The 18,682-nt window shown below is 73.0% G+C and carries 17 protein-coding genes; 10 read left to right on the top strand and 7 right to left on the bottom strand.

The features are described from left to right. Positions 1–26 precede the first annotated feature (26 nt). Positions 27–689, top strand: coding sequence for a class I SAM-dependent methyltransferase (locus AC07A4_RS36900; protein ID WP_478607679.1), 663 nt, complete (start codon positions 27–29; stop codon positions 687–689). A 29-nt stretch (positions 690–718) separates the two neighbouring features. Here the strand turns inward: AC07A4_RS36900 and AC07A4_RS36895 are convergent, their stop codons facing one another. From AC07A4_RS36895 to AC07A4_RS36885, 3 genes are all read right to left on the bottom strand, one after another. Beyond that, positions 719–1,081, bottom strand: coding sequence for a VOC family protein (locus AC07A4_RS36895; RefSeq protein ID WP_478607677.1), 363 nt, complete (start codon positions 1,079–1,081; stop codon positions 719–721). Between the two features lie 94 nt (positions 1,082–1,175). Beyond that, positions 1,176–1,514: a fic family toxin-antitoxin system, toxin component gene (locus tag AC07A4_RS36890; RefSeq protein ID WP_478607847.1), complete on the bottom strand. Its 339-nt coding sequence runs from the start codon at positions 1,512–1,514 to the stop codon at positions 1,176–1,178. Between the two features lie 36 nt (positions 1,515–1,550). Next, entirely contained in the window at positions 1,551–1,778 is a 228-nt protein-coding gene (locus tag AC07A4_RS36885) for an antitoxin (protein ID WP_478607675.1), read from the bottom strand. Positions 1,779–1,977: 199 nt separating this feature from the next. Between AC07A4_RS36885 and AC07A4_RS36880 the strand changes: the two genes are divergently transcribed. The 6 genes from AC07A4_RS36880 (at position 1,978) to AC07A4_RS36855 (ending at position 9,557) form a co-directional block, all read left to right on the top strand. Next, positions 1,978–2,853: an ABC transporter ATP-binding protein gene (locus AC07A4_RS36880; protein WP_478607673.1), complete on the top strand. Its 876-nt coding sequence runs from the start codon at positions 1,978–1,980 to the stop codon at positions 2,851–2,853. Continuing rightward, entirely contained in the window at positions 2,847–5,417 is a 2,571-nt protein-coding gene (locus AC07A4_RS36875) for an ABC transporter permease (protein WP_478607671.1), read from the top strand. Before AC07A4_RS36880 ends, AC07A4_RS36875 begins: the two co-directional genes overlap by 7 nt. Positions 5,418–5,543: 126 nt before the next feature. After that, positions 5,544–6,437, top strand: coding sequence for an LLM class F420-dependent oxidoreductase (locus tag AC07A4_RS36870; protein ID WP_478607668.1), 894 nt, complete (start codon positions 5,544–5,546; stop codon positions 6,435–6,437). Positions 6,438–6,526: 89 nt separating this feature from the next. Next, positions 6,527–6,949, top strand: coding sequence for a GNAT family N-acetyltransferase (locus AC07A4_RS36865; RefSeq protein ID WP_478607666.1), 423 nt, complete (start codon positions 6,527–6,529; stop codon positions 6,947–6,949). 245 nt (positions 6,950–7,194) lie between these two features. Then, positions 7,195–8,532 (top strand): hemolysin family protein, encoded by a 1,338-nt coding sequence (locus tag AC07A4_RS36860; RefSeq protein ID WP_478607663.1) that lies wholly within the window; start codon positions 7,195–7,197, stop codon positions 8,530–8,532. After that, on the top strand, positions 8,529–9,557 hold the full coding sequence (locus AC07A4_RS36855; protein ID WP_478607660.1) for a hemolysin family protein: 1,029 nt from the start codon (positions 8,529–8,531) through the stop codon (positions 9,555–9,557). The genes AC07A4_RS36860 and AC07A4_RS36855 overlap by 4 nt, the downstream gene beginning before the upstream one ends. Positions 9,558–9,616: 59 nt before the next feature. On the opposite strand, the gene AC07A4_RS36850 is transcribed toward AC07A4_RS36855, so the two are convergent. After that, a complete protein-coding gene (locus AC07A4_RS36850; protein WP_478607659.1) occupies positions 9,617–9,865 on the bottom strand; it encodes a holin in 249 nt (82 codons plus the stop codon). A 169-nt stretch (positions 9,866–10,034) separates the two neighbouring features. Here AC07A4_RS36850 and AC07A4_RS36845 point away from each other — a divergent pair, with 169 nt between their 5' ends. Both AC07A4_RS36845 and purB read left to right on the top strand, forming a co-directional pair. Beyond that, positions 10,035–10,880 (top strand): SGNH/GDSL hydrolase family protein, encoded by an 846-nt coding sequence (locus AC07A4_RS36845; RefSeq protein ID WP_478607656.1) that lies wholly within the window; start codon positions 10,035–10,037, stop codon positions 10,878–10,880. Between the two features lie 282 nt (positions 10,881–11,162). Next, positions 11,163–12,605 (top strand): adenylosuccinate lyase, encoded by a 1,443-nt coding sequence (gene purB, locus AC07A4_RS36840; RefSeq protein ID WP_478607653.1) that lies wholly within the window; start codon positions 11,163–11,165, stop codon positions 12,603–12,605. Positions 12,606–12,714: 109 nt separating this feature from the next. Here purB and lysA read toward each other — a convergent pair whose 3' ends face one another. The 3 genes from lysA to AC07A4_RS36825 all read right to left on the bottom strand — a co-directional run bounded on the left by lysA (position 12,715) and on the right by AC07A4_RS36825 (position 15,674). Then, positions 12,715–14,076, bottom strand: a complete 1,362-nt coding sequence (gene lysA, locus AC07A4_RS36835; RefSeq protein WP_478607651.1) for a diaminopimelate decarboxylase — start codon at positions 14,074–14,076, stop codon at positions 12,715–12,717. Between the two features lie 66 nt (positions 14,077–14,142). Then, positions 14,143–14,598, bottom strand: coding sequence for an SAV_915 family protein (locus AC07A4_RS36830; RefSeq protein ID WP_478607648.1), 456 nt, complete (start codon positions 14,596–14,598; stop codon positions 14,143–14,145). A gap of 392 nt (positions 14,599–14,990) precedes the next feature. Further along, on the bottom strand, positions 14,991–15,674 hold the full coding sequence (locus AC07A4_RS36825) for a response regulator (protein ID WP_478607646.1): 684 nt from the start codon (positions 15,672–15,674) through the stop codon (positions 14,991–14,993). Positions 15,675–16,373: 699 nt separating this feature from the next. Here AC07A4_RS36825 and kdpB point away from each other — a divergent pair. Continuing rightward, positions 16,374–18,539, top strand: a complete 2,166-nt coding sequence (gene kdpB, locus AC07A4_RS36820) for a potassium-transporting ATPase subunit KdpB (protein ID WP_478607643.1) — start codon at positions 16,374–16,376, stop codon at positions 18,537–18,539. Positions 18,540–18,682 lie beyond the last annotated feature (143 nt).

Genomic DNA, 18,682 nt, shown 5'->3' with positions numbered 1-18,682 from the left:
TCCCCATCCTCCGTGCGGAGGCCACGATGCCGAGTGCCAAGCCGTCCCGCGACGCCGTCCACCACCCGCTCTTCGCCCGGTTCTACGCCCGCTGCAGCGTCGCGGCCGAACCCCGGATCGCGCCGCACCGCAGGGAGCTGCTCGCCGGGGTCTCCGGTCGCGTCATCGAGGTCGGCGCGGGCAACGGCCTGAACTTCCCGCACTATCCCGCCGCCGTCTCCGAGGTCGTGGCGATCGAGCCGGAGCGCGCGCTGCGGCAGCTGGCCGTGTCCGCGGCGCTGCGCGCGGACGTGCCGGTGGACGTGGTGCCGGGCGCGGCCGAGGCGCTGCCGGTCAAGAGCGAGGCGTTCGACGTCGCCGTCGTCTCGCTGGTGCTGTGCAGCGTGCGCGAGGTGCCGCGCGCGCTCGCCGAGCTGCGGCGGGTCCTACGGCCGGGCGGCGAGCTGCGGTTCTTCGAGCACGGCAGGGCGCCGGGCGCGGTCCACGCGGCGGTGCAGCGGGGCCTCGACGCCACGGTGTGGCCGCTGCTGTTCGGCGGCTGCCACACCGGCCGCGACCCCGTGGGCGCGCTGCGCGCGGCCGGGTTCGAGCTCGGCCCCTACCGCCGGGTCCTGGTGCCCGCGACCGGCCCGCGGCTGCCCAGCTCGTTCTGCGTCCTTGGCTCGGCCCGGCGGCCCGCCGAGGACTGAGCGGCGCCGCTCGCCCGCGCGGGCGCGGGTCAGATCGGCTGCACCAGGTTGAGCGCGTTGCCGTCGGGGTCCTTGACGTGGGCGACCCGCTGGCCCCACGGCATGTCGTTCGGCGGGCCGAGCACCTGGCCGCCCAGGTCCCGTACGGGGTCGAGCAGGGCGTCCACGTCGTCGACCATGACGCTCAGGAGCGAGCGCTGCGGCACACCCAGCGGAGCCTTGTCGTTGGCGACGAGGCCGATCTCCGATTCCTTCACGCGCAGGGTAACGAAGAAGACGGGGCCGTCGTCGGGGACGCGGACCGTCTGCTCCGCGCCGAGCAGCTGGGCGTAGAAGGCCTGGAGCCGGATCACGTCCGGGGTGATGAGCATGGGCTGGATGGTGGCGGGCATCCCGGGCCTCCCGAGGGTCGCAAGGGTCGCGAAGGTGTCGTCAGGCAGACCGGCGCGGGGCGGGAAACTCATCGGCGGGGAGCGTCCCCGGGGGTCACAGGCTCCACCGGCGCAGCTCGTCCGCTATCTCCCGCACGGTCGCCCCGCCCTCCTTCACCAGCCGGGCGAGGTCGCGCACCTGCTCGGGCGAGGTCTCCACCTTCACGCCGCTCGCCACGAGGTACGCGTACGCGACGGACGAGGCGAAGAGCGCGTTCGACCGCTCCAGGGCGGGCAGGTGCAGCAGGGTCTGCAGCAGGGCGGCTGCGCGGTCGTGCGGGCGCTCGTAGACGGGGACGTCGAAGATCTCCGCCTGGTGCCGGGCGACGGCGGCCACCAGGGCGCCCCAGTCGGTGACCTGGGGGTCTCCCGGTGTTCTCTGTTCGGCGATCATGAGGAGCCAGGCGAGGTCGATGCGGAGGCCCAAGGGTCAGCGACGACCTTCGCGGTCCGCGCCGAACTCCTGCGTGAACACGGACTCGTACTGCGCCATGAAGTCGGACGCGGCCTCGACGAAGGTGTGGCCGAGCTCGCCGACGTCCTGCTTGACCAGTTCTTCGATGTACCGGTTCACGCTCATGCCGCGGGCCAGGGCGCGCTCGCGCGCGGCGCGCGCGGTGTCCTCGTCCACCCGCACGTTCAGCTGCGTCTTCGCCATGTTCCTCAAGCTAGCGCCGCGGCGCTAGCAGCGGCAAGGGAGCGGGCACGTGCGGGCACGTGCGGAATCGTGCCCCTTACACGCGCTCCAGGGCCCGACCTGCGAGGGATACCAGCCAGCGGTCCCCACCCCCTACTCTCGGCTCGCGTACGGGAACTCGCGTACGGGAATCGGGACGGCCACAACCGGGGAGGCGGCCTTGTCCACACCTGCTTCTACACCGAGCGGAGCGCTCGCGGAGCCCGCCGGGACCGCCGCCCGCGCCCGCGGCCTCACCAAGGCCTACGGCTCGGGCGACACCGCGGTGCTCGCCCTGGACGCGGTGGACGTGGACATCGCCCAGCGGCGGTTCACGGCCGTGATGGGCCCCTCGGGATCCGGCAAGTCCACGCTCATGCACACGCTGGCCGGGCTCGACTCGGTGTCGGCGGGTCAGGTGTGGCTCGGCGAGACCGAGATCACCGGTCTCAAGGAGCGCGAGCTGACGCGGCTCAGGCGCGACCGGGTGGGCTTCATGTTCCAGTCGTTCAACCTGATCCCGACGCTCAACGCCCGGGAGAACATCACGCTGCCCATGGACATCGCGGGCCGCCGCCCCGACCCCGAGTGGCTGGAGCACGTCATCGACACGCTCGGCCTGCGCGACCGGCTCCGGCACCGGCCCGCGCAGCTGTCCGGCGGGCAGCAGCAGCGCGTCGCCTGCGCCCGGGCCCTGGCCGCGCGCCCCGAGCTGATCTTCGCCGACGAGCCGACCGGCAACCTCGACTCGCGGGCCGGTCTGGAAGTCCTCGGCTTCCTGCGCGAGGCCGTGGACACGCTGGGCCAGACGGTGGTGATGGTGACCCACGACCCGGGCGCGGCCGCCCACTCCGACCTGGTGCTCTTCCTCGCCGACGGCCGGATCGTGGACGAGATGGAGCAGCCGACGTCGGAGGCGGTCCTGGAGCGCATGAAGCGGTTCGACGCGCTGCACGGGGCGCCCCACGGCGCCGCTGATGTCCCGCCTGACCCGCCGGGTCCCAGCGCGGCCCCCGCGCCCGCGCCCGGTACGGATCAGGGCGGTCCCGCGTGCTGAAGTCGACGCTGCGCAGCTTCCTCGCGCACAAGGGCCGACTCGCCCTCTCGGCGCTCGCCGTGGTCCTCTCGGTGGCGTTCGTCGCGGGCAGCCTGATCTTCTCCGACACCGTCAACCGCACCTTCGACGCCCTCTTCGCGTCCACCGCGGCCGATGTCGCGGTCGCCCCGGACGCCGACCGCGACGAGGACGTCCTTACCGGGCGCACCCCGACCCTGCCCGCCGCCGTCGCGCGCCGGGTGGCGAAGGTCGACGGGGTCGCGGCCACGCACGTCGACGCGTCCGTGGAGAACATCACCGTCGTCGACCGCGACAACGACCCGGTGGGCCCGACGACGGGCGCCCCCACGGTCGCCGTGAACTGGTACGAGACCGAGCGCAGCCCGGTGCGGCTGACCTCCGGGCACACCCCGCGCGGCCCCGGCGAGGCCCTGATCGACAAGGACACCGCCGACAAGAAGGACGTGGAGATCGGCGACACGCTGACCGTGCTCGCCGCGCCCGGCTCGTTCAAGGTGAAGGTCGTCGGCGTCGTCACGTTCCGCACCACCAACCCCGGCGCCGCGCTGCTGTTCCTCGACACGCCGACCGCGCAGGCCCGGCTGCTCGGCGACAAGTCCGCGGCGACCAGCATCGCCGTGGACGCGACGCCCGGGGTGAGCGACGCGGAGCTCAAGCGGCGCGTGGCCGCCGAGCTGGGCTCGGCGTACGACATCGAGACCGCGGCCGAGCAGGCCAAGTCCGCCGCCGACGAGCTCGGCGGGTTCCTCGACGTCATCAAGTACGTGATGCTCGGCTTCGCCGGGGTCGCCGTGCTCGTCGGCGTCTTCCTGATCGTCAACACCTTCTCCATGCTGATCGCGCAGCGCACCCGTGAGCTGGGGCTGCTGCGCGCGCTCGGCGCCGACCGCAGGCAGGTGCGCCGCTCGGTCCTGATCGAGGCGGTGCTGCTCGGCGTAGTCGGCGCCACGCTTGGGCTCGCCGCGGGCATCGGGCTCGCCGTCACGCTCATCGAGCTGATGGGCCTGCTCGGCATGAACCTGAAGTCCGCGGACATGGTGATCGGCTGGCCGACGCCCGTCGTCTCGTACGTCGTCGGGGTTGGCGTCACCTTCGTCGCGGCGTATCTGCCCGCGCGCCGGGCCGCGCAGGTCTCGCCGATGGCCGCGCTCGCGGACGCCGAGGTCGCAGGCGTGGGGCGGCCGCTGCGGCTGCGGGCGCTCGTCGGTGCCCTGGTCGGGCTCGCGGGGGCGGCGGCGCTCGGTGGCTGCGCGACGGTGTCCGACACCTCGACGTCGGCCTCGCTGCTCGGGCTCGGCGTCGTCCTCACGCTCATCGCCACGGTGGTGGCGGGACCGCTCCTGGTGCGCCCGGTGATCCGGGTGCTCGGCGGCGCCTTCCCCGCGCTCTTCGGCTCCGTGGGCCGGATGAGCCAGCGCAACGCCCTGCGCAACCCGCGCCGCACGGGCGCCACGGCGGCGGCCCTGATGGTGGGCCTCGCGCTGGTGGGCGGCCTTGCGGTGGCCAGCGCCTCGATGACCAAGTCGTTCGACGAGCAGATCGACAAGACGCTCGGCGCCGACTTCGTCGTCGGCGGCGCGAACGGCCCCTACTCCCCCTTCCCCGCGGAGGTCACCGAGAAGGTCCGCGCGACGAAGGGCGTGGGCCTCGCCGTCCGCAGCCGCCTCACCTCCCTCAAGCTGCGCATGCCCGACGGAGAGACCGTGAAGACCGCGGCGGGCGGCTACGGCGAGGGGGTCGACGAGGTCCTCAACCTCACGTACGCGCGCGGCAGTACGGCCAGGGCGCTGGCCCCCGGGCACCTCGCGATGGACAAGGACTTCGCCAAGGACCACGGCCTGCGCGTCGGTTCGGTGGTGCCCGTGACGTTCTCCGGCAAGCGCGACGCCGACCTGACCGTCGGCGCGCTCACCGACCTGGACCTCGCGGAGGGCCCCGACCTGAAGGGCGGCCTCTTCATGGGGCTCGCCACCCTGGAGAAGTACGTGCCCGACGGGCAGGACTCCACGCTCTACGTCAACGCCGCCGACGGCACCGGCAGCGACGCGTTGCGCGACCGCCTGGAGGCCGCGCTCGACCCGTACCCGCAGATCCAGGTGAACGACAAGGCCTCCTACAAGGAGCTGATCCGCGAGCAGATCTCGGTGCTGCTCTACCTGGTGTACGCGCTGCTCGGCCTCGCGATCGTGATCGCCGTGCTCGGCGTGGTCAACACCCTGGCCCTGTCGGTCGTGGAGCGCACCCGCGAGATCGGGCTGCTGCGCGCGATCGGGCTCGCGCGGCGGCAGCTGCGGCGCATGATCCGCCTGGAGTCGGTGGTGATCGCCGTGTTCGGCGCGGTGCTCGGGCTCGCGCTCGGCCTGGTGTGGGGCGTGTCCATGCAACAGGTTCTGGAGCTACAGGGCCTGACGGCGTTCGCGGTGCCGTGGTCGACGATCGTCACCGTGGTGATCGGCTCGGTGGTGGTCGGGATCGTGGCGGCGCTGCTGCCCGCGCTGCGCGCGTCGCGCATGAACGTCCTGGAGGCGATCGCGCACGAGTGAGTCGCGGGCGCACGGGCGTGCGGCGCGTGGCGGTGGGTGGCGGCGGGTAATGCGGTGGCGTGCGGCGCGGTGCGGGTGATGGACTCGGGGTGACTGTGTCGATCACCGTGTGCTGTGGGAGATTTCATGCCCGTACGTCCCTTCCGTTTCGGCGTCAACATGCTCACGCCCGCCCCGCGCGCCGAGTGGCGGGAGAAGTGCCGCACGGCCGAGCGGCTCGGGTATGACGTCATCCTGGTCGCGGACCACCTGGGCATGGCCTCGCCGTTCCCCTCCGTCGTGGCCGCCGCCGAGGCGACCGAGCGGGTCCGCGTCGGCACGTTCGTCCTGAACGCGGGCTTCTTCAACCCGACGCTGCTCGCCCGGGACGTGGCCACCACGGACCAGCTCACCGACGGCCGCCTGGAACTCGGCCTGGGCACCGGCTATGTGCGGGCGGAGCACGACGCCGCGGGCCTGCCGTTCGGCACGCCCGGCGAGCGTGTGACGCATCTGCGGCGCACCGTCGAGGAGCTGGACCGCCTCTTCGCCGACGAGGAGTTCCAGCCGCGCCCGCTCAGCCAGCCGCGCCCGCCGCTCCTGATCGGCGGCAGCGGCGACCGCATGATGCGGCTCACCGCCGAGCACGCCGACATCGCGGCGTTCACCGGGGCCCGCGCGGTGCCGGGCGACGCGGGCGGCAAGATGGTCCATCTGTCCCCCGCCGAGCTTGACGAACGCGTCGCCGCCTACCAGCGGTTCGCGGCCGGGCGCGCCGAGCCCGCCGAGCTGAACCTGCTCATCCAGCTGGTGCGGATCACCGACGACCCGCGGGCGGTCGCCCAGGAGGTCGTCGAGCACATTCCGCACGTGACGGTCGAGGACGCGCTCGACCTGCCCATCCTGCTCATCGGCACGGCCCGCCAGATCGCCGAGCGGCTGCGGGCCCTGCGCGAGCGGTACGGATTCTCGTACTTCACGATCCTGGAGCCGTACTTCGAGGAGTTCGGCCCGGTCATCGAGGAGCTGCGCGGCGAGTGACGCCGCCGCCCCGGGGCCGCCGTTCCGATCATGGGTCCGGATCGTGGAATTCCGGGCGGCGGCGGCCCCTCGGGTGATGGGGTGGGGCCATGAACGACGTACGCATACGGGCCGCGTCGCCCGACGACCTGGACGCGGTGCTCGCCTTCTGGAAGGCGGCCGCCGAGGGAACGAGCATCAGCGACGACCGCTCGGGGGTGGAGCGCCTGGTCGCCCGCGACCCCGAGTCCCTGCTGCTCGCCGAGCTCGACGGGGAGCTCGTGGGCACGGTGATCGCGGGCTTCGACGGCTGGCGGTGCCATCTGTACCGGCTCGCGGTGCGTCCGGACCTGCGGCGGCGCGGCATCGGCTCGGCGCTGCTCGGGGCGGCGGAGGAGCGGTTCGCCGCGCTCGGCGGGCGCCGCGCGGACGCCATGGTCCTCAATCGCAACGAACGCGCCCACCATGCCTGGCACGCGGCGGGGTACGCGCCGCAGCAGCAGTGGAGCCGCTGGGTGAAGCACCTGGAGTGAGGCACGGGGGGGGTGAAGCGCCGGGGGTAGGCACCGGAGGTAAGCACCGGGGGCGAAGCGCCTCGCCGGGGAACGTGATCGTCACGGATCGTGATGCCATGCGGGGTGTTTTGCTGATCCTTTAACATGGACGGGCTCCTGCAAGCCAACGAAAGGTGTGAGCGTCCGCCCATGGGCGAGCCTCCCAGTACCCGACATCGCGCGTTCACCACGCCCCTGCCCGATCATGGGACGGAGGTGACCCGATGACCGAAGTGCTTCTGCTCCTCGTGGCGGTGCTGCTCTCGCTGGCGTGCGGCGTGTTCGTCGCGGCGGAGTTCTCGCTCACGACCGTCGAGCGCAGCGAGCTCGAGCGGGCCGCCGAGCGCGGCGAGCGCGGCGCCGCCAGCGCCCTCAAGGCGGTCAAGAACCTCACCTTCCAGCTCTCCGGCGCGCAGCTCGGCATCACCGTGACCGGCCTGGTCGTCGGCATGCTCGCCAAGCCCGCGATCGGCGATCTGATCGAGGGCCCGCTCGGCTCCGTCGGCGTGCCCGCGTCGGCGGCGCCGACCGTCGCCCTCGTGCTCGGCACGGCGCTGTCCACCGTCTTCCTGATGGTCGTCGGCGAGCTGGTCCCCAAGAACTGGGCGATCTCCTCGCCGCTGCCCGTCGCCAAGCGGGTGGCCACCTTGCAGCGGGTCTTCAGCGCGGCCTTCCGGCCCTTCATCACGCACCTGAACAACACGGCGAACCGCGCCGTGCGCCGCATGGGCATGGAGCCCGCCGAGGAGCTCGACTCCGCGCGCGGCCCCAAGGAGCTCGCGGCGCTCGCCCGGCACTCCGCCAAGGAGGGCGCCCTGGAGGCGGAGACCGCCGAGCGGTTCATGCGCACCCTGAACCTGGCCGACCTGACCGCCGAGAACGTGATGACGCCGCGCGTCCAGGTCATGGCCCTGGAGGCCCAGGCCACCTGCCAGGACGTCGCCAGCGCGACGCGGGCGACCGGCCTCTCCCGCTTCCCCGTCTACCGGGGCTCGCTTGACGCGGTCGTCGGCGTCGTCCACATCAAGGACGTCATCGCCCTGCCCGCCGAGCGCCGCGCCCGCGTGCGGGTCAGCGAGCTCATGCGCGAGCCGCTGCTCGTACCGGAGTCCCTGACCGTCAACCGGCTCCTCGACCGGCTCTCGGGCAAGCGCACCATGGCCGTCGTCATCGACGAGTACGGCGGCACGGCCGGAGTCGCCACCCTGGAGGACATCGTGGAGGAGGTCGTCGGCGAGGTGCGCGACGAGCACGACCCGCACGAGACGTCCGACCTGGCCCCCGTCGGCACCGACGAGGACGGCGGGGCGCTGTACTCGGCGGACGGCGCGGCCCGCACCGACCAGCTGGCGCGCGTGGGCCTGCGGGTCCCGGACGGCCCGTACGAGACCCTCGCCGGGCTCGTGGCCACCGAGCTCGGCCGCATCCCCGCCGTCGGGGACGTCGTCGGCGTCGCCGGGTGGCGCCTGGAGGTCCTGGACGCGAGCGGCCGCCGCGCCGCGCGCGTGCTGCTGCACGCGCCGCCCGCGCCGCGGGACGAGACGGAGGCGGACGAGCGATGACCGTCATCCAGCTCCTGATCGGCCTGGCGACCCTCGTCGTCAACGCCTTCTTCGTGGGCGCCGAGTTCGCGCTGATCTCGGTGCGGCGCAGCCAGATCGAGCAGCACATGGAGAACGGGCGCGCGAAGGACGGCGACCGCCGCGCCAAGAGCGTGCTGTGGGGCCTGCGGCACGTGTCCGTCCTGATGGCGGCCGCGCAGCTCGGCATCACCCTGTGCACCCTGGTGCTCGGTGTCGTCGCCGAGCCCGCGATCGCGCACCTGCTCGACCCGCTGTTCGCCGCGGTGGGCATGCCGCACGGCCTGATCCACCCGGTCTCCTTCGTCATCGCGCTCGCCGTGGCGACGTATCTGCACATGCTGCTCGGCGAGATGATCCCGAAGAACGTGGCGCTCGCCGAGCCCGTGCGCACCGCGCTGCTGCTCGGCCCGCCCCTGGTGGCGCTCGCGCGGGCCGTGCGCCCGGTGGTCTTCACCATCAACGCGTTCGCCAACGGCATCCTGAGGCTGCTGCGGGTCGAGACGAAGGACGAGGTCGCGGCGGTGTTCTCGGACGCCGAGCTGGCCCGCATGGTGCGGGACTCCAGCGACGCCGGGCTGATCGACGACCGCGCGCAGGAACGGCTGCACGAGGCCCTCGAACTCGGCCGCCGTCCGGTGCGCGACGTGGTGCTGCCCCTTGAACGCGTGGTGTACGCCCGCGTGGGCGTCACCCCGGAGCAGCTGGAGCGGCTCTCGGCGGACACCGGGTTCTCGCGCTTCCCGGTCGTCGACGAGGGGCGCCGCATCGTCGGCTATCTGCATGTGAAGGACGCGCTTGAGGTGACGCCGCGCGACCTGCCGTTCCGCGTGGCGGACATGCGGCCGATCGCGCGGGTGCGGGAGAGCACGCCGCTTGACGGGGTGCTCACCGCGATGCGGGCCAGCCGCACGCACGTGGCGGCGGTGCTCGGCTCCGACGGCCGCCTCGCCGGGATGGTCACGATGGAGGACGTGCTGCGGGAGCTGTTCGGGCAGCCCGCGTGACGGTGCGGCCCTCGTGACCGTGCGGCCCTCGTGACGTGGGGGGGCGGCCGCGTGTCCCGTCAGAGCGCGGGCGCGCGGCCGCCGCCGTCCGGGGTCTCGGTGAGCCCGGGTCCCGGCGGGCCCACCTTCGCGGAGCCGAGCGCCGTGAGCACGGCGAGCAGCGCCGCCATGCCCGCCGTACCGAGGGCCGCCGCCCAGGCCACGTCGAGGAGGTTGGCCGCACCGGCGACGAGCACGGCGGCGAGTGCCTGCGCGAAGGTACGGATCGCGCGCTCGGCCGTGGCTTTCCAGAAGGCGGCGCTCCACATGGCGGTCCCCTCTCCAGGAGCGAGGAACTCACCGGTTGAGCCCTCAACTGCCGTTATCGTGACGCCGGTCGCGGCCGCTGTCGATGAGCGGTGCGGGGATCGGCGGCCGGTCCTGGCCTGCCCGGGCCCCGGGCCCGGTCCTGGCGGGCGGGTTACGATCGGTTCCGCCATGGAGATCAACGTCAACTACACCAGCCTTGTCGCGGTCGGCGACTCCTTCACGGAGGGCATGTCCGACCTGCTGCCCGACGGCGGCTACCGCGGCTGGGCCGACGTCCTGGCCGAGCGCGTCGCGGCCCGCACCCCCGGATTCCGGTACGCGAACCTCGCGGTGCGCGGCAAGCTCATCGGGCAGATCGTCGACGAGCAGGTCGACGTGGCGGCCGGGCTCGGCGCCGACGTGATCACACTCGTCGGCGGCCTCAACGACACCCTGCGGCCCAAGTGCGACATGGGCCGTGTGCGCGGCCTCCTGGAACAGGCCGTGGAGACGCTCGCCCCGTCCTGCAAGCAGCTCGTCCTCATGCGCAGCCCCGGCCGCGAAGGGCCGGTCCTGGAGCGCTTCCGGCCGCGCATGGAGGAGCTCTTCGGCTTCGTCGACGACCTCGCGGCCCGGCACGGCGCCCTCGTCGTCGACCTGTACGGGGCGATCAGCCTCGGCGACCAGCGGATGTGGGACGTGGACCGGCTGCACCTGACGGCGGAGGGGCACCGCAGGGTCGCCGAAGCCGTGTGGCAGACGCTCGGGTACGCGCCCGAGGACGACTGGCGCGCCCCGCTGCCGCCCGCCGTGAGCGCGAGCTGGGCCGCCCGCCGGGCCGCCGACGCCCGCTTCGCCCGGCGGCACCTGGCCCCGTGGATCGGCCGCCGCCTCACCGGGCGCTCCTCCGGCGACGGCAGGACGGGCGCCCACGTGGACCCGGCCACCGGGCGGGCGTTCTGGGTCACCCCGGCGAACGGCACGGCGCCGGGCCCGGTCGGAACCTGGCCCCGCGTCGACCCGCACCCGGCCTGAGACAGACCTTTCTCCCCCACCCGCCCGCCCCTTCATCGCGCTGCGCGCTCGTCCTCAAACGCCGGACGGGCTGGAATGCCCTGGCCTGGCTTGATCGCTCGGGTGCGGGAGATTCAGCCCGTCCGGCGTTTGAGGACGAGGTGCGGAGCGCCAATGTCTGTGAGCGGGGGAACGGGGGCACCCGCACCCGTAGCCGCACAGCGCGCCGCACGGCGTGTCGTAGCTTCGCACGAACCCCACCGCGGCGCTGGCCTGCAGAAACCGCCAGTAGAATGGCCGACTGTGACTGCCGCTGCCGCAAAGCCCCGCATCCCGAACGTCCTCGCCGGGCGTTACGCCTCCGCCGAGCTCGCCACGCTCTGGTCGCCCGAGCAGAAGGTCAAACTGGAGCGCAGGCTCTGGCTCGCCGTGCTGCGCGCGCAGAAGGACCTCGGCATCGAGGTGCCGGACGCCGCGATCGCCGACTACGAGCGCGTGCTCGACCAGGTCGACCTGGCCTCGATCGCCGAGCGCGAGAAGGTCACGCGCCACGATGTGAAGGCTCGTATCGAGGAGTTCAACGCGCTCGCCGGGCACGAGCACGTCCACAAGGGCATGACCTCCCGCGACCTGACCGAGAACGTGGAGCAGCTGCAGATCCGGCTCTCCCTGGAGCTGGTGCGCGACCGCACGGTGGCGGTCCTGGCCCGGCTCGGCCGCCTCTCCGGCGAGTACGCGGAGCTGGTCATGGCGGGCCGCTCGCACAACGTGGCCGCGCAGGCGACGACGCTGGGCAAGCGCTTCGCGACCGCCGCCGACGAGCTGCTCGTCGCCTACCGCCGCGTGGAGGACCTCCTCGCGCGCTATCCGCTGCGCGGCGTCAAGGGCCCCGTCGGCACCGCCCAGGACATGCTCGACCTGCTCGGCGGCGACGCGGACAAGCTCGCGGACCTGGAGCGCCGCGTGGCCACCCACCTGGGCTTCGAGAGCGCCTTCACCTCCGTCGGCCAGGTCTACCCGCGCTCCCTCGACTACGAGGTCGTCACGGCCCTGGTGCAGCTGGCCGCCGCGCCGTCGTCGCTGGCGAAGACGATCCGGCTGATGGCCGGGCACGAGCTGGTCACCGAGGGCTTCAAGCCGGGCCAGGTCGGCTCTTCGGCCATGCCGCACAAGATGAACACCCGCTCCTGCGAGCGTGTCAACGGCCTCACGGTGATCCTGCGCGGCTACGCCTCGATGACCGCGGAGCTCGCGGGCGACCAGTGGAACGAGGGCGACGTGTCCTGCTCCGTGGTCCGCCGCGTGGCCCTGCCCGACGCGTTCTTCGCGCTCGACGGCCTGCTGGAGACCTTCCTGACGGTGCTCGACGAGTTCGGCGCGTTCCCCGCCGTCGTCGCCCGTGAGCTGGACCGCTATCTGCCGTTCCTGGCCACCACCAAGGTGCTCATGGCGTCGGTGCGCGCGGGCGTGGGCCGCGAGGAGGCGCACGAGGCCATCAAGGAGAACGCGGTCGCCTCGGCGCTCGCCATGCGCGAGCGGGGCGCCGAGCGCAACGAGCTCCTCGACAAGCTCGCCGCGGACCCCCGCATCCCGCTGGACCGGGAGCGGCTGGACGCGCTGATGGCCGACAAGCTGTCGTTCACTGGCGCGGCCGCCGACCAGGTCGCGGCGGTCGTCGCGCGGATCGAGGCGGTGCTCAAGGAGCGCCCCGAGGCCGCGGCCTACGCCCCCGGCGCGATCCTCTGATCTCGTACCGGTAGCAGTACCAGTACCAAGTACCAGGAGCAGTACCCGTGCCCGTCGGGGCGCCGCTGGAGTGGCGTCCCGACGGGCACGGAGCCGTTCCGGGCCCCGCTCAGAGGCCCACGTCGCGGCTGCGGAAGTCCTCCAGGGACTCGCGCCGCACCAGCAGCCTGGCGTGGCCGTTCGCGACGGCGACCACCGGCGGGCGTCCGACGAGGTTGTAGCCGGAGGCCATCGACAGGTGGTAGGCGCCCGCGACGGGCACGGCCAGCAGGTCCCCGGGCCGGGTGTCGCCCGGCAGCTGGATGTCGGCGGCGAGCACGTCACCGGCCTCGCAGTGCCGCCCGACGACGGTGACCGGCGCGGGCGCGGCCGTCGAGCGGCGCCCGACCAGGCGCGGGACGTAAGCCACGCCGTACAGCGCGGGCCGCGGGTTGTCGCTCATGCCGCCGTCGACCGCGACGAAGGTGCGCTCGCCGGTGCGCTTCACGGACAGGACGCGGTAGAGCGCGACGCCCGCGGGTCCTGCGATGGCGCGGCCGGGCTCGACGAGCAGCCGGGGCACGGCGAGCCCGGCGGCCGCGCAGCTCTCCGCCAGTTCGGCGCGCACCTTGCGGGCCAGGGCGGTGATGTCCAGCGCGTCCTCGCCGGGGCGGTAGGCGATGCCGAAGCCACCGCCGAGGTCGAGCTCGGGCAGGGTCAGGCCGTGGTGGTCCTTGATCCGGGCCATCAGGCCGACCAGTCGTCTGACGGCGCACAGATACGGCTTGTCCGTGGTGATCTGCGAGCCCAGGTGGCAGTGCAGGCCGACCAGTTCCAGGCCGGGCTGGTCGAGGATGCGGGCGATGGCGTGCTGCGCGGAGCCGTCCGTGAGGGACAGGCCGAACTTCTGGTCGTCGGTGCCGGTGCGGACCTTGCTGTGGCCGCCCGCGGCGATGCCGGGCACCACCCGTACGAGGACCTTCTGGCGGCTGCCCTGCGGTACGGCCGCGGCGAGCCGGGCGATCTCCGAGGCGCTGTCGATGACGATGCGCCCCACGCCGAGCCTGAGCGCCGCGCGCAGGTCCTGGGGGCTCTTGGCGTTGCCGTGCAGCACGATGCGGTCGGCGGGGAAGCCGGTGGTCACGGCGAGTTCGAGCTCACCGGCGGAGCACACGTCCAGGCCCAGGCCCTCCTCCGCCACCCAGTGCGCCATCGCGCGGCACAGGAACGCCTTCGCCGCGTACAGCACCCGGGCGTCGGGGAAGGCGTGCAGATAGGTGCGGCAGCGGTCGCGCACGTCGGCCTCGTCCATGAGGTAGGACGGGGTGCCGAAGCGGTCGGCGACCTCCGTGAGCGCCACCCCGCCCACGGCCAGGTCGCCGCCCGGCAGCCGTTCGGTGGAGTGGGGCCACACCACCAGGTCGTCGGCCGCCGCCACCTCGGCGGTGGCAGCGGTGTGGGCGCGGGCCGCCGGCAGGTCCGCCAGGGTCATGGCAAGCTCCTCTTTTCGCCTGGTCGTCGTCACGTCGTCACGTCGTCCCTCGTCACGGGCCGGGGGTCAGCCGATCCAGGCGGTCAGGGCGCCGGCGACCGCGGCGGTTCCGGTGACGCGCGAGGCGCCCGCGGCCTGGGGGTCCCACTCGCGCCAGCGCGAGACGCGGCGGGGGCTCGACGGGGCCACCGGCACCAGGGTGGTGACGGGGCCGGCCGGAGCGGCGGCGGCCGACGCCTCGGGGGTCAGAAACGGGTCGACGGTGACGCGGGCGACGCCGAGGGGTTCGATGAGCGCGCGCAGCGCGGGTTCGGAGAGGCGGATCCAGGACTGGCGGGCGCCGAGCGCGGCGGTCAGCCGCTGCGGCGAGGTGAACGCGACGGCGGTGCGGCCGCCCGCGGGGGTGCGGAACAGGCGGGCGACGCAGCCCGCGGGTCCCGGCCGGACGGGAACGAACAGCGGTCCGGCCGGGCCGCGTTCGGAAGGCTCGGGGTCTTCGCCGCACAGCAGCTGCTGGGTCATGGGATTTCCTCCTCGAGGAGCCCTGGCAGGGGCCCTCGTCGTTCGGGCGGGCGCCATGGACCCGGTGGCGTGCACCGGGCACACAGTGACGTTATGCCCGGCACGGCGTGTCAACCGACCGTCCATGACGAGCCGTTGACGGCGAGGAGGCGCACGCTGACACTCTGCTGACGCCAGCGCCCCACGCGCGCCGTTTCCACCACCCCGCCCGCCCTCGTGCCCCGCACCGGCCCCTTCCTGGCACCGGCCGCGCGCCCCGAAGAGGCCTCATTCGCCGTTCCCCGCAGAGGCCTCATCCCTCGCTCCCCGCAGAGGCCTCATTCACCGTTCCCCGAAGCGGCCTCAGTCCTCGTTCCCCGCAGAGGCCTCACTCCCCGTTCCCCGAAACGGCCTCACTCCTCGAACCGGTACCCCATCCCCGGCGCGGTGATCAGATGGCGCGGGTGGGCCGGATCGGGCTCCAGCTTCCGGCGCAGCTGGGCCATGTACACCCGCAGGTAGTTGGTCCGGGTGCTCTGCGAGGGCCCCCACACCTCGCCGAGCAGCTGCTGCTGGCTGACGAGGCGGCCGCGGTGGCGGATCAGGACCTCCAGGAGGTGCCACTCGGTCGGGGTGAGACGCACGGCCCTGCCGTCCCGTAAGGCCTTCTTGGCGAGCAGGTCGAGCGTGAAGCCCTCGGTCTCAACGATCGCGGAGGCCTCCTCGCGGCCCGTGGGACGGCCCCTGCGGGCCGCGGCCCGCAGCCGGGCGAGGAGTTCGTCCATGCTGAACGGCTTGGTGATGTAGTCGTCGGCGCCCGCGTCGAGGGCGGAGACCTTCTCGTCGGACGTGTGGCGGGCGGACACGACGAGGATCGGCGCGCGGCTGAAGCCGCGCAGCCATCTGATCACGTCGAGGCCGTCCATGTCGGGCAGCCCGAGATCAAGGAGGACCACGTCAGGCGGGTGCGCCGCGGCCAGACGCTGGGCTGTGCCCCCGTCGACCGCCGCCTCCACCTCGTACTTACGTGCCTTGAGGTTGATCTCCAGAGCCCGTACGAGCTGTGGGTCGTCCTCGACCACCAGCACCCGGGTCATCGGTGTGCCGCCTCTCTGAAGTGTGCGCGCGAGCCAGGCCCTCGAATCGCATACGGCCGAAGGGGAACAGGCCCACGGAGTTACCTGCGGTCCTGTGAAGCAAAGCGCCCACCAGCGCTTTCACCGCCGCCCTTGACGCCTCTCATACGGCGGCCTCACCAGCGTTGACGTCCTCCTGACGAGTCCCTTACGCCTTGGCCATGGCTTGCGGACCACGGGCCGGAGCGCCCGCGGCGAGCGCGACGGGGCGGATGAGGCGGGTGGGACGCGAAGGGAACTCCGGGGAAAGCGGGACGTCCCGGATCCGCGGCCCCCCTCGTGGCCGCGGATCCGGGACGTCCGGTGGGACGAACGAGCGTGGAACCGCTGTGCGCGGCGCGGCCCCACACCCCCGTGAGAGGACCGCGTGCGCCGGGCGGTGACCGTCACGTACCTCGCACCGCGCCTCGGGGACTCGTTCGTCCGTTCCCCCGTGGTGATCAGTTTTGGTCGCGTTCCGGTCGTTTCCGCTTTCGTTGACGCCCCCCTGATGCCTCATCAGGCTCTCTTGACGGAGCCTTGACAGGGGGATGCGAGGGGCTGTCAGAGGGGCATCAAATACCCGCCGTGAGGCTGCTGTGACAGGGCTGCCACGGCTAGCTTCCTGTGCGCGCGGCCGCTCTCCGTGGCCGATCCCCCACCAGAAAGCCACCTTCACCCATGCTTCCCGCCGCCCCGCAGCAGGCTCCTCCCTCCCCCGAGAGCCAGTCGCCCGGGCGCAGTCCCGAGCCCAGGCCCGACCACCGACGGCGGGTCCGCCCCGGCGGCCTCGTCGATCCGCTCCAGTTCCTGAAGTCGTTCCCCGACGCGCTGCACAAGCTGCGGCCGCGGGTGCTCGTGAAGAACCCCGTGCTGTTCGTCGTCGCCTGCGGCGCGGTCATCACCACGGGGTCCGCGGTGTTCCACCCGTCCGTCTTCTCCCTGGTCATCAGCGCCTGGCTCTGGCTCACGGTGATCTTCGCGAACCTCGCGGAGGCCGTCGCCGAGGGCCGCGGCAAGGCGCAGGCGCTCGCCCTGCGCAAGACCCGCACGGACACCGTCGCCCTGCGGCTGCGCCACAACTGGCGCGTGGGCATGGACGTCGGCCACGCCGAGACGGAGGCGGTGGCCGCCACCGAGCTGCGCCCCTTCGACTTCGTCCTGGTGGAGGCGGGCGAGCTGATCCCGGCCGACGGCGATGTCGTCGAGGGCGTCGCGGCGGTCGACGAGTCCGCCGTCACCGGCGAGTCGGCGCCGGTCATCCGCGAGTCCGGCGGCGACCGCAGCGGCGTGACGGGCGGTACGACCGTCCTGTCCGACAGGATCGTCGTCCGCGTCACCTCGCGCGCCGGGCACTCCTTCCTGGACCGCATGATCTCCCTCGTCGAGGGCGCCTCCCGGCAGAAGACGCCGAACGAGATCGCCCTGAACATCCTGCTCGCGGCGCTCACCATCATCTTCGTCCTGGTGGTGGTCTCGCTGCAGTCGATGGCCTCGTACGCCGACGCGGCCCAGTCCACGACCGTGCTCGTCGCGCTCCTGGTGACGCTGATCCCGACGACGATCGGCGCGCTGCTCTCCGCCATCGGCATCGCGGGCATGGACCGCCTCGTCCAGCGCAACGTGCTCGCCATGTCCGGGCGCGCGGTGGAGGCCGCGGGCGATGTGAACACCCTGCTCCTGGACAAGACCGGCACCATCACGCTCGGCAACCGCGAGGCGAACGCGTTCATCCCGATGCCCGGCGTCGACGAGACCCACCTGGCGGACGCCGCGCAGCTGTCGTCCCTCGCCGACGAGACGCCCGAGGGCCGCTCCATCGTCGTCCACGCCAAGCAGCGGTACGGGCTGCGCGCGCCCGCGCAAGGCGAGCTGGCCAACGCCCAGTTCGTGGAGTTCTCCGCGCAGACCCGCATGAGCGGCGTCGACCTGCGCTGGGACAACGGCGCGTCCTGCGCCATCCGCAAGGGCGCCGCCGCGCAGCTGATCAGCTGGGTGGAGCTGAGGGGCGGTCAAGTGCCGCACGAGGCGCGGTCGTTCGCCGACTCGGTGGCCGCCGCGGGCGGCACGCCGCTGCTTGTGGCGGTGCACGACTGGGACGGCCCGCGCGTCCTTGGCGTCATCCACCTCAAGGACGTCGTCAAGGAGGGCATCCGCGAGCGGTTCGCCGAGCTGCGCCGGATGGGCATCAGAACCGTCATGATCACCGGCGACAACACGCTCACGGCCCGCGCCATCGCCCGGGAGGCGGGCGTCGACGACTTCCTCGCCGAGGCGACGCCCGAGGACAAACTCGCCCTGATCAAGAGCGAACAGGAGGGCGGCAAGCTCGTCGCGATGACGGGTGACGGCACCAACGACGCCCCGGCGCTCGCGCAGGCCGACGTCGGCGTGGCCATGAACACCGGCACCTCGGCCGCCAAGGAGGCCGGGAACATGGTGGACCTGGACTCCAACCCGACCAAGCTCATCGACATCGTCGAGATCGGCAAGCAGCTCCTCATCACCCGTGGCGCCCTGACCACCTTCTCGATCACCAACGACGTCGCGAAGTACTTCGCGATCATCCCGGCCATGTTCACCAGCGCGTACCCGGGCCTGGAAGCCCTGAACATCATGGGCCTGCACAGCCCGAAGTCCGCCATCACCTCCGCGATCATCTTCAACGCCCTGATCATCGTGGCGCTCATCCCGCTGGCGCTGCGCGGCGTCCGCTACACGCCGTCGTCGGCGCACGACCTGCTGCGCCGCAACCTCGCGCTGTACGGACTCGGCGGCCTCGTCCTGCCGTTCCTCGGGATCAAACTCATCGACCTGGTCATCTCCACCATCCCCGGCCTGAATTAGCACCGGTGACCCCGCACGCGGCGGGGGGGGGGGGGGGGGGGGGGCCCCCCCCCCCCCCCCCCCCCCCCCCCCCCCCCCCCCAAAAACCCCCCCCCCCCCCCCCCCCCCCCCCCCCCCCCCCCCCCCCCCCCCCCCCCCCCCGT

The organism is Streptomyces sp. NPDC043996 (assembly GCF_056435225.1).
Note: the sequence above shows the minus strand (reverse complement) of the source record. Positions and strands in the feature narration are given on the sequence as shown.

Bases quoted from the DNA above. Each gene is read 5' to 3' on its own strand.
- AC07A4_RS36900 (WP_478607679.1), top strand. From the start codon at position 27: ATGCCGAGTGCCAAGCCGTCCCGCGACGCCGTCCACCACCCGCTCTTC.
- AC07A4_RS36895 (WP_478607677.1), bottom strand. From the start codon at position 1,081: ATGCCCGCCACCATCCAGCCCATGCTCATCACCCCGGACGTGATCCGG.
- AC07A4_RS36890 (WP_478607847.1), bottom strand. From the start codon at position 1,514: ATGATCGCCGAACAGAGAACACCGGGAGACCCCCAGGTCACCGACTGG.
- AC07A4_RS36885 (WP_478607675.1), bottom strand. From the start codon at position 1,778: ATGGCGAAGACGCAGCTGAACGTGCGGGTGGACGAGGACACCGCGCGC.
- AC07A4_RS36870 (WP_478607668.1), top strand. From the start codon at position 5,544: ATGCCCGTACGTCCCTTCCGTTTCGGCGTCAACATGCTCACGCCCGCC.
- AC07A4_RS36865 (WP_478607666.1), top strand. From the start codon at position 6,527: ATGAACGACGTACGCATACGGGCCGCGTCGCCCGACGACCTGGACGCG.
- AC07A4_RS36860 (WP_478607663.1), top strand. From the start codon at position 7,195: ATGACCGAAGTGCTTCTGCTCCTCGTGGCGGTGCTGCTCTCGCTGGCG.
- AC07A4_RS36855 (WP_478607660.1), top strand. From the start codon at position 8,529: ATGACCGTCATCCAGCTCCTGATCGGCCTGGCGACCCTCGTCGTCAAC.
- AC07A4_RS36850 (WP_478607659.1), bottom strand. From the start codon at position 9,865: ATGTGGAGCGCCGCCTTCTGGAAAGCCACGGCCGAGCGCGCGATCCGT.
- AC07A4_RS36845 (WP_478607656.1), top strand. From the start codon at position 10,035: ATGGAGATCAACGTCAACTACACCAGCCTTGTCGCGGTCGGCGACTCC.
- lysA (WP_478607651.1), bottom strand. From the start codon at position 14,076: ATGACCCTGGCGGACCTGCCGGCGGCCCGCGCCCACACCGCTGCCACC.
- AC07A4_RS36830 (WP_478607648.1), bottom strand. From the start codon at position 14,598: ATGACCCAGCAGCTGCTGTGCGGCGAAGACCCCGAGCCTTCCGAACGC.
- AC07A4_RS36825 (WP_478607646.1), bottom strand. From the start codon at position 15,674: ATGACCCGGGTGCTGGTGGTCGAGGACGACCCACAGCTCGTACGGGCT.
- kdpB (WP_478607643.1), top strand. From the start codon at position 16,374: ATGCTTCCCGCCGCCCCGCAGCAGGCTCCTCCCTCCCCCGAGAGCCAG.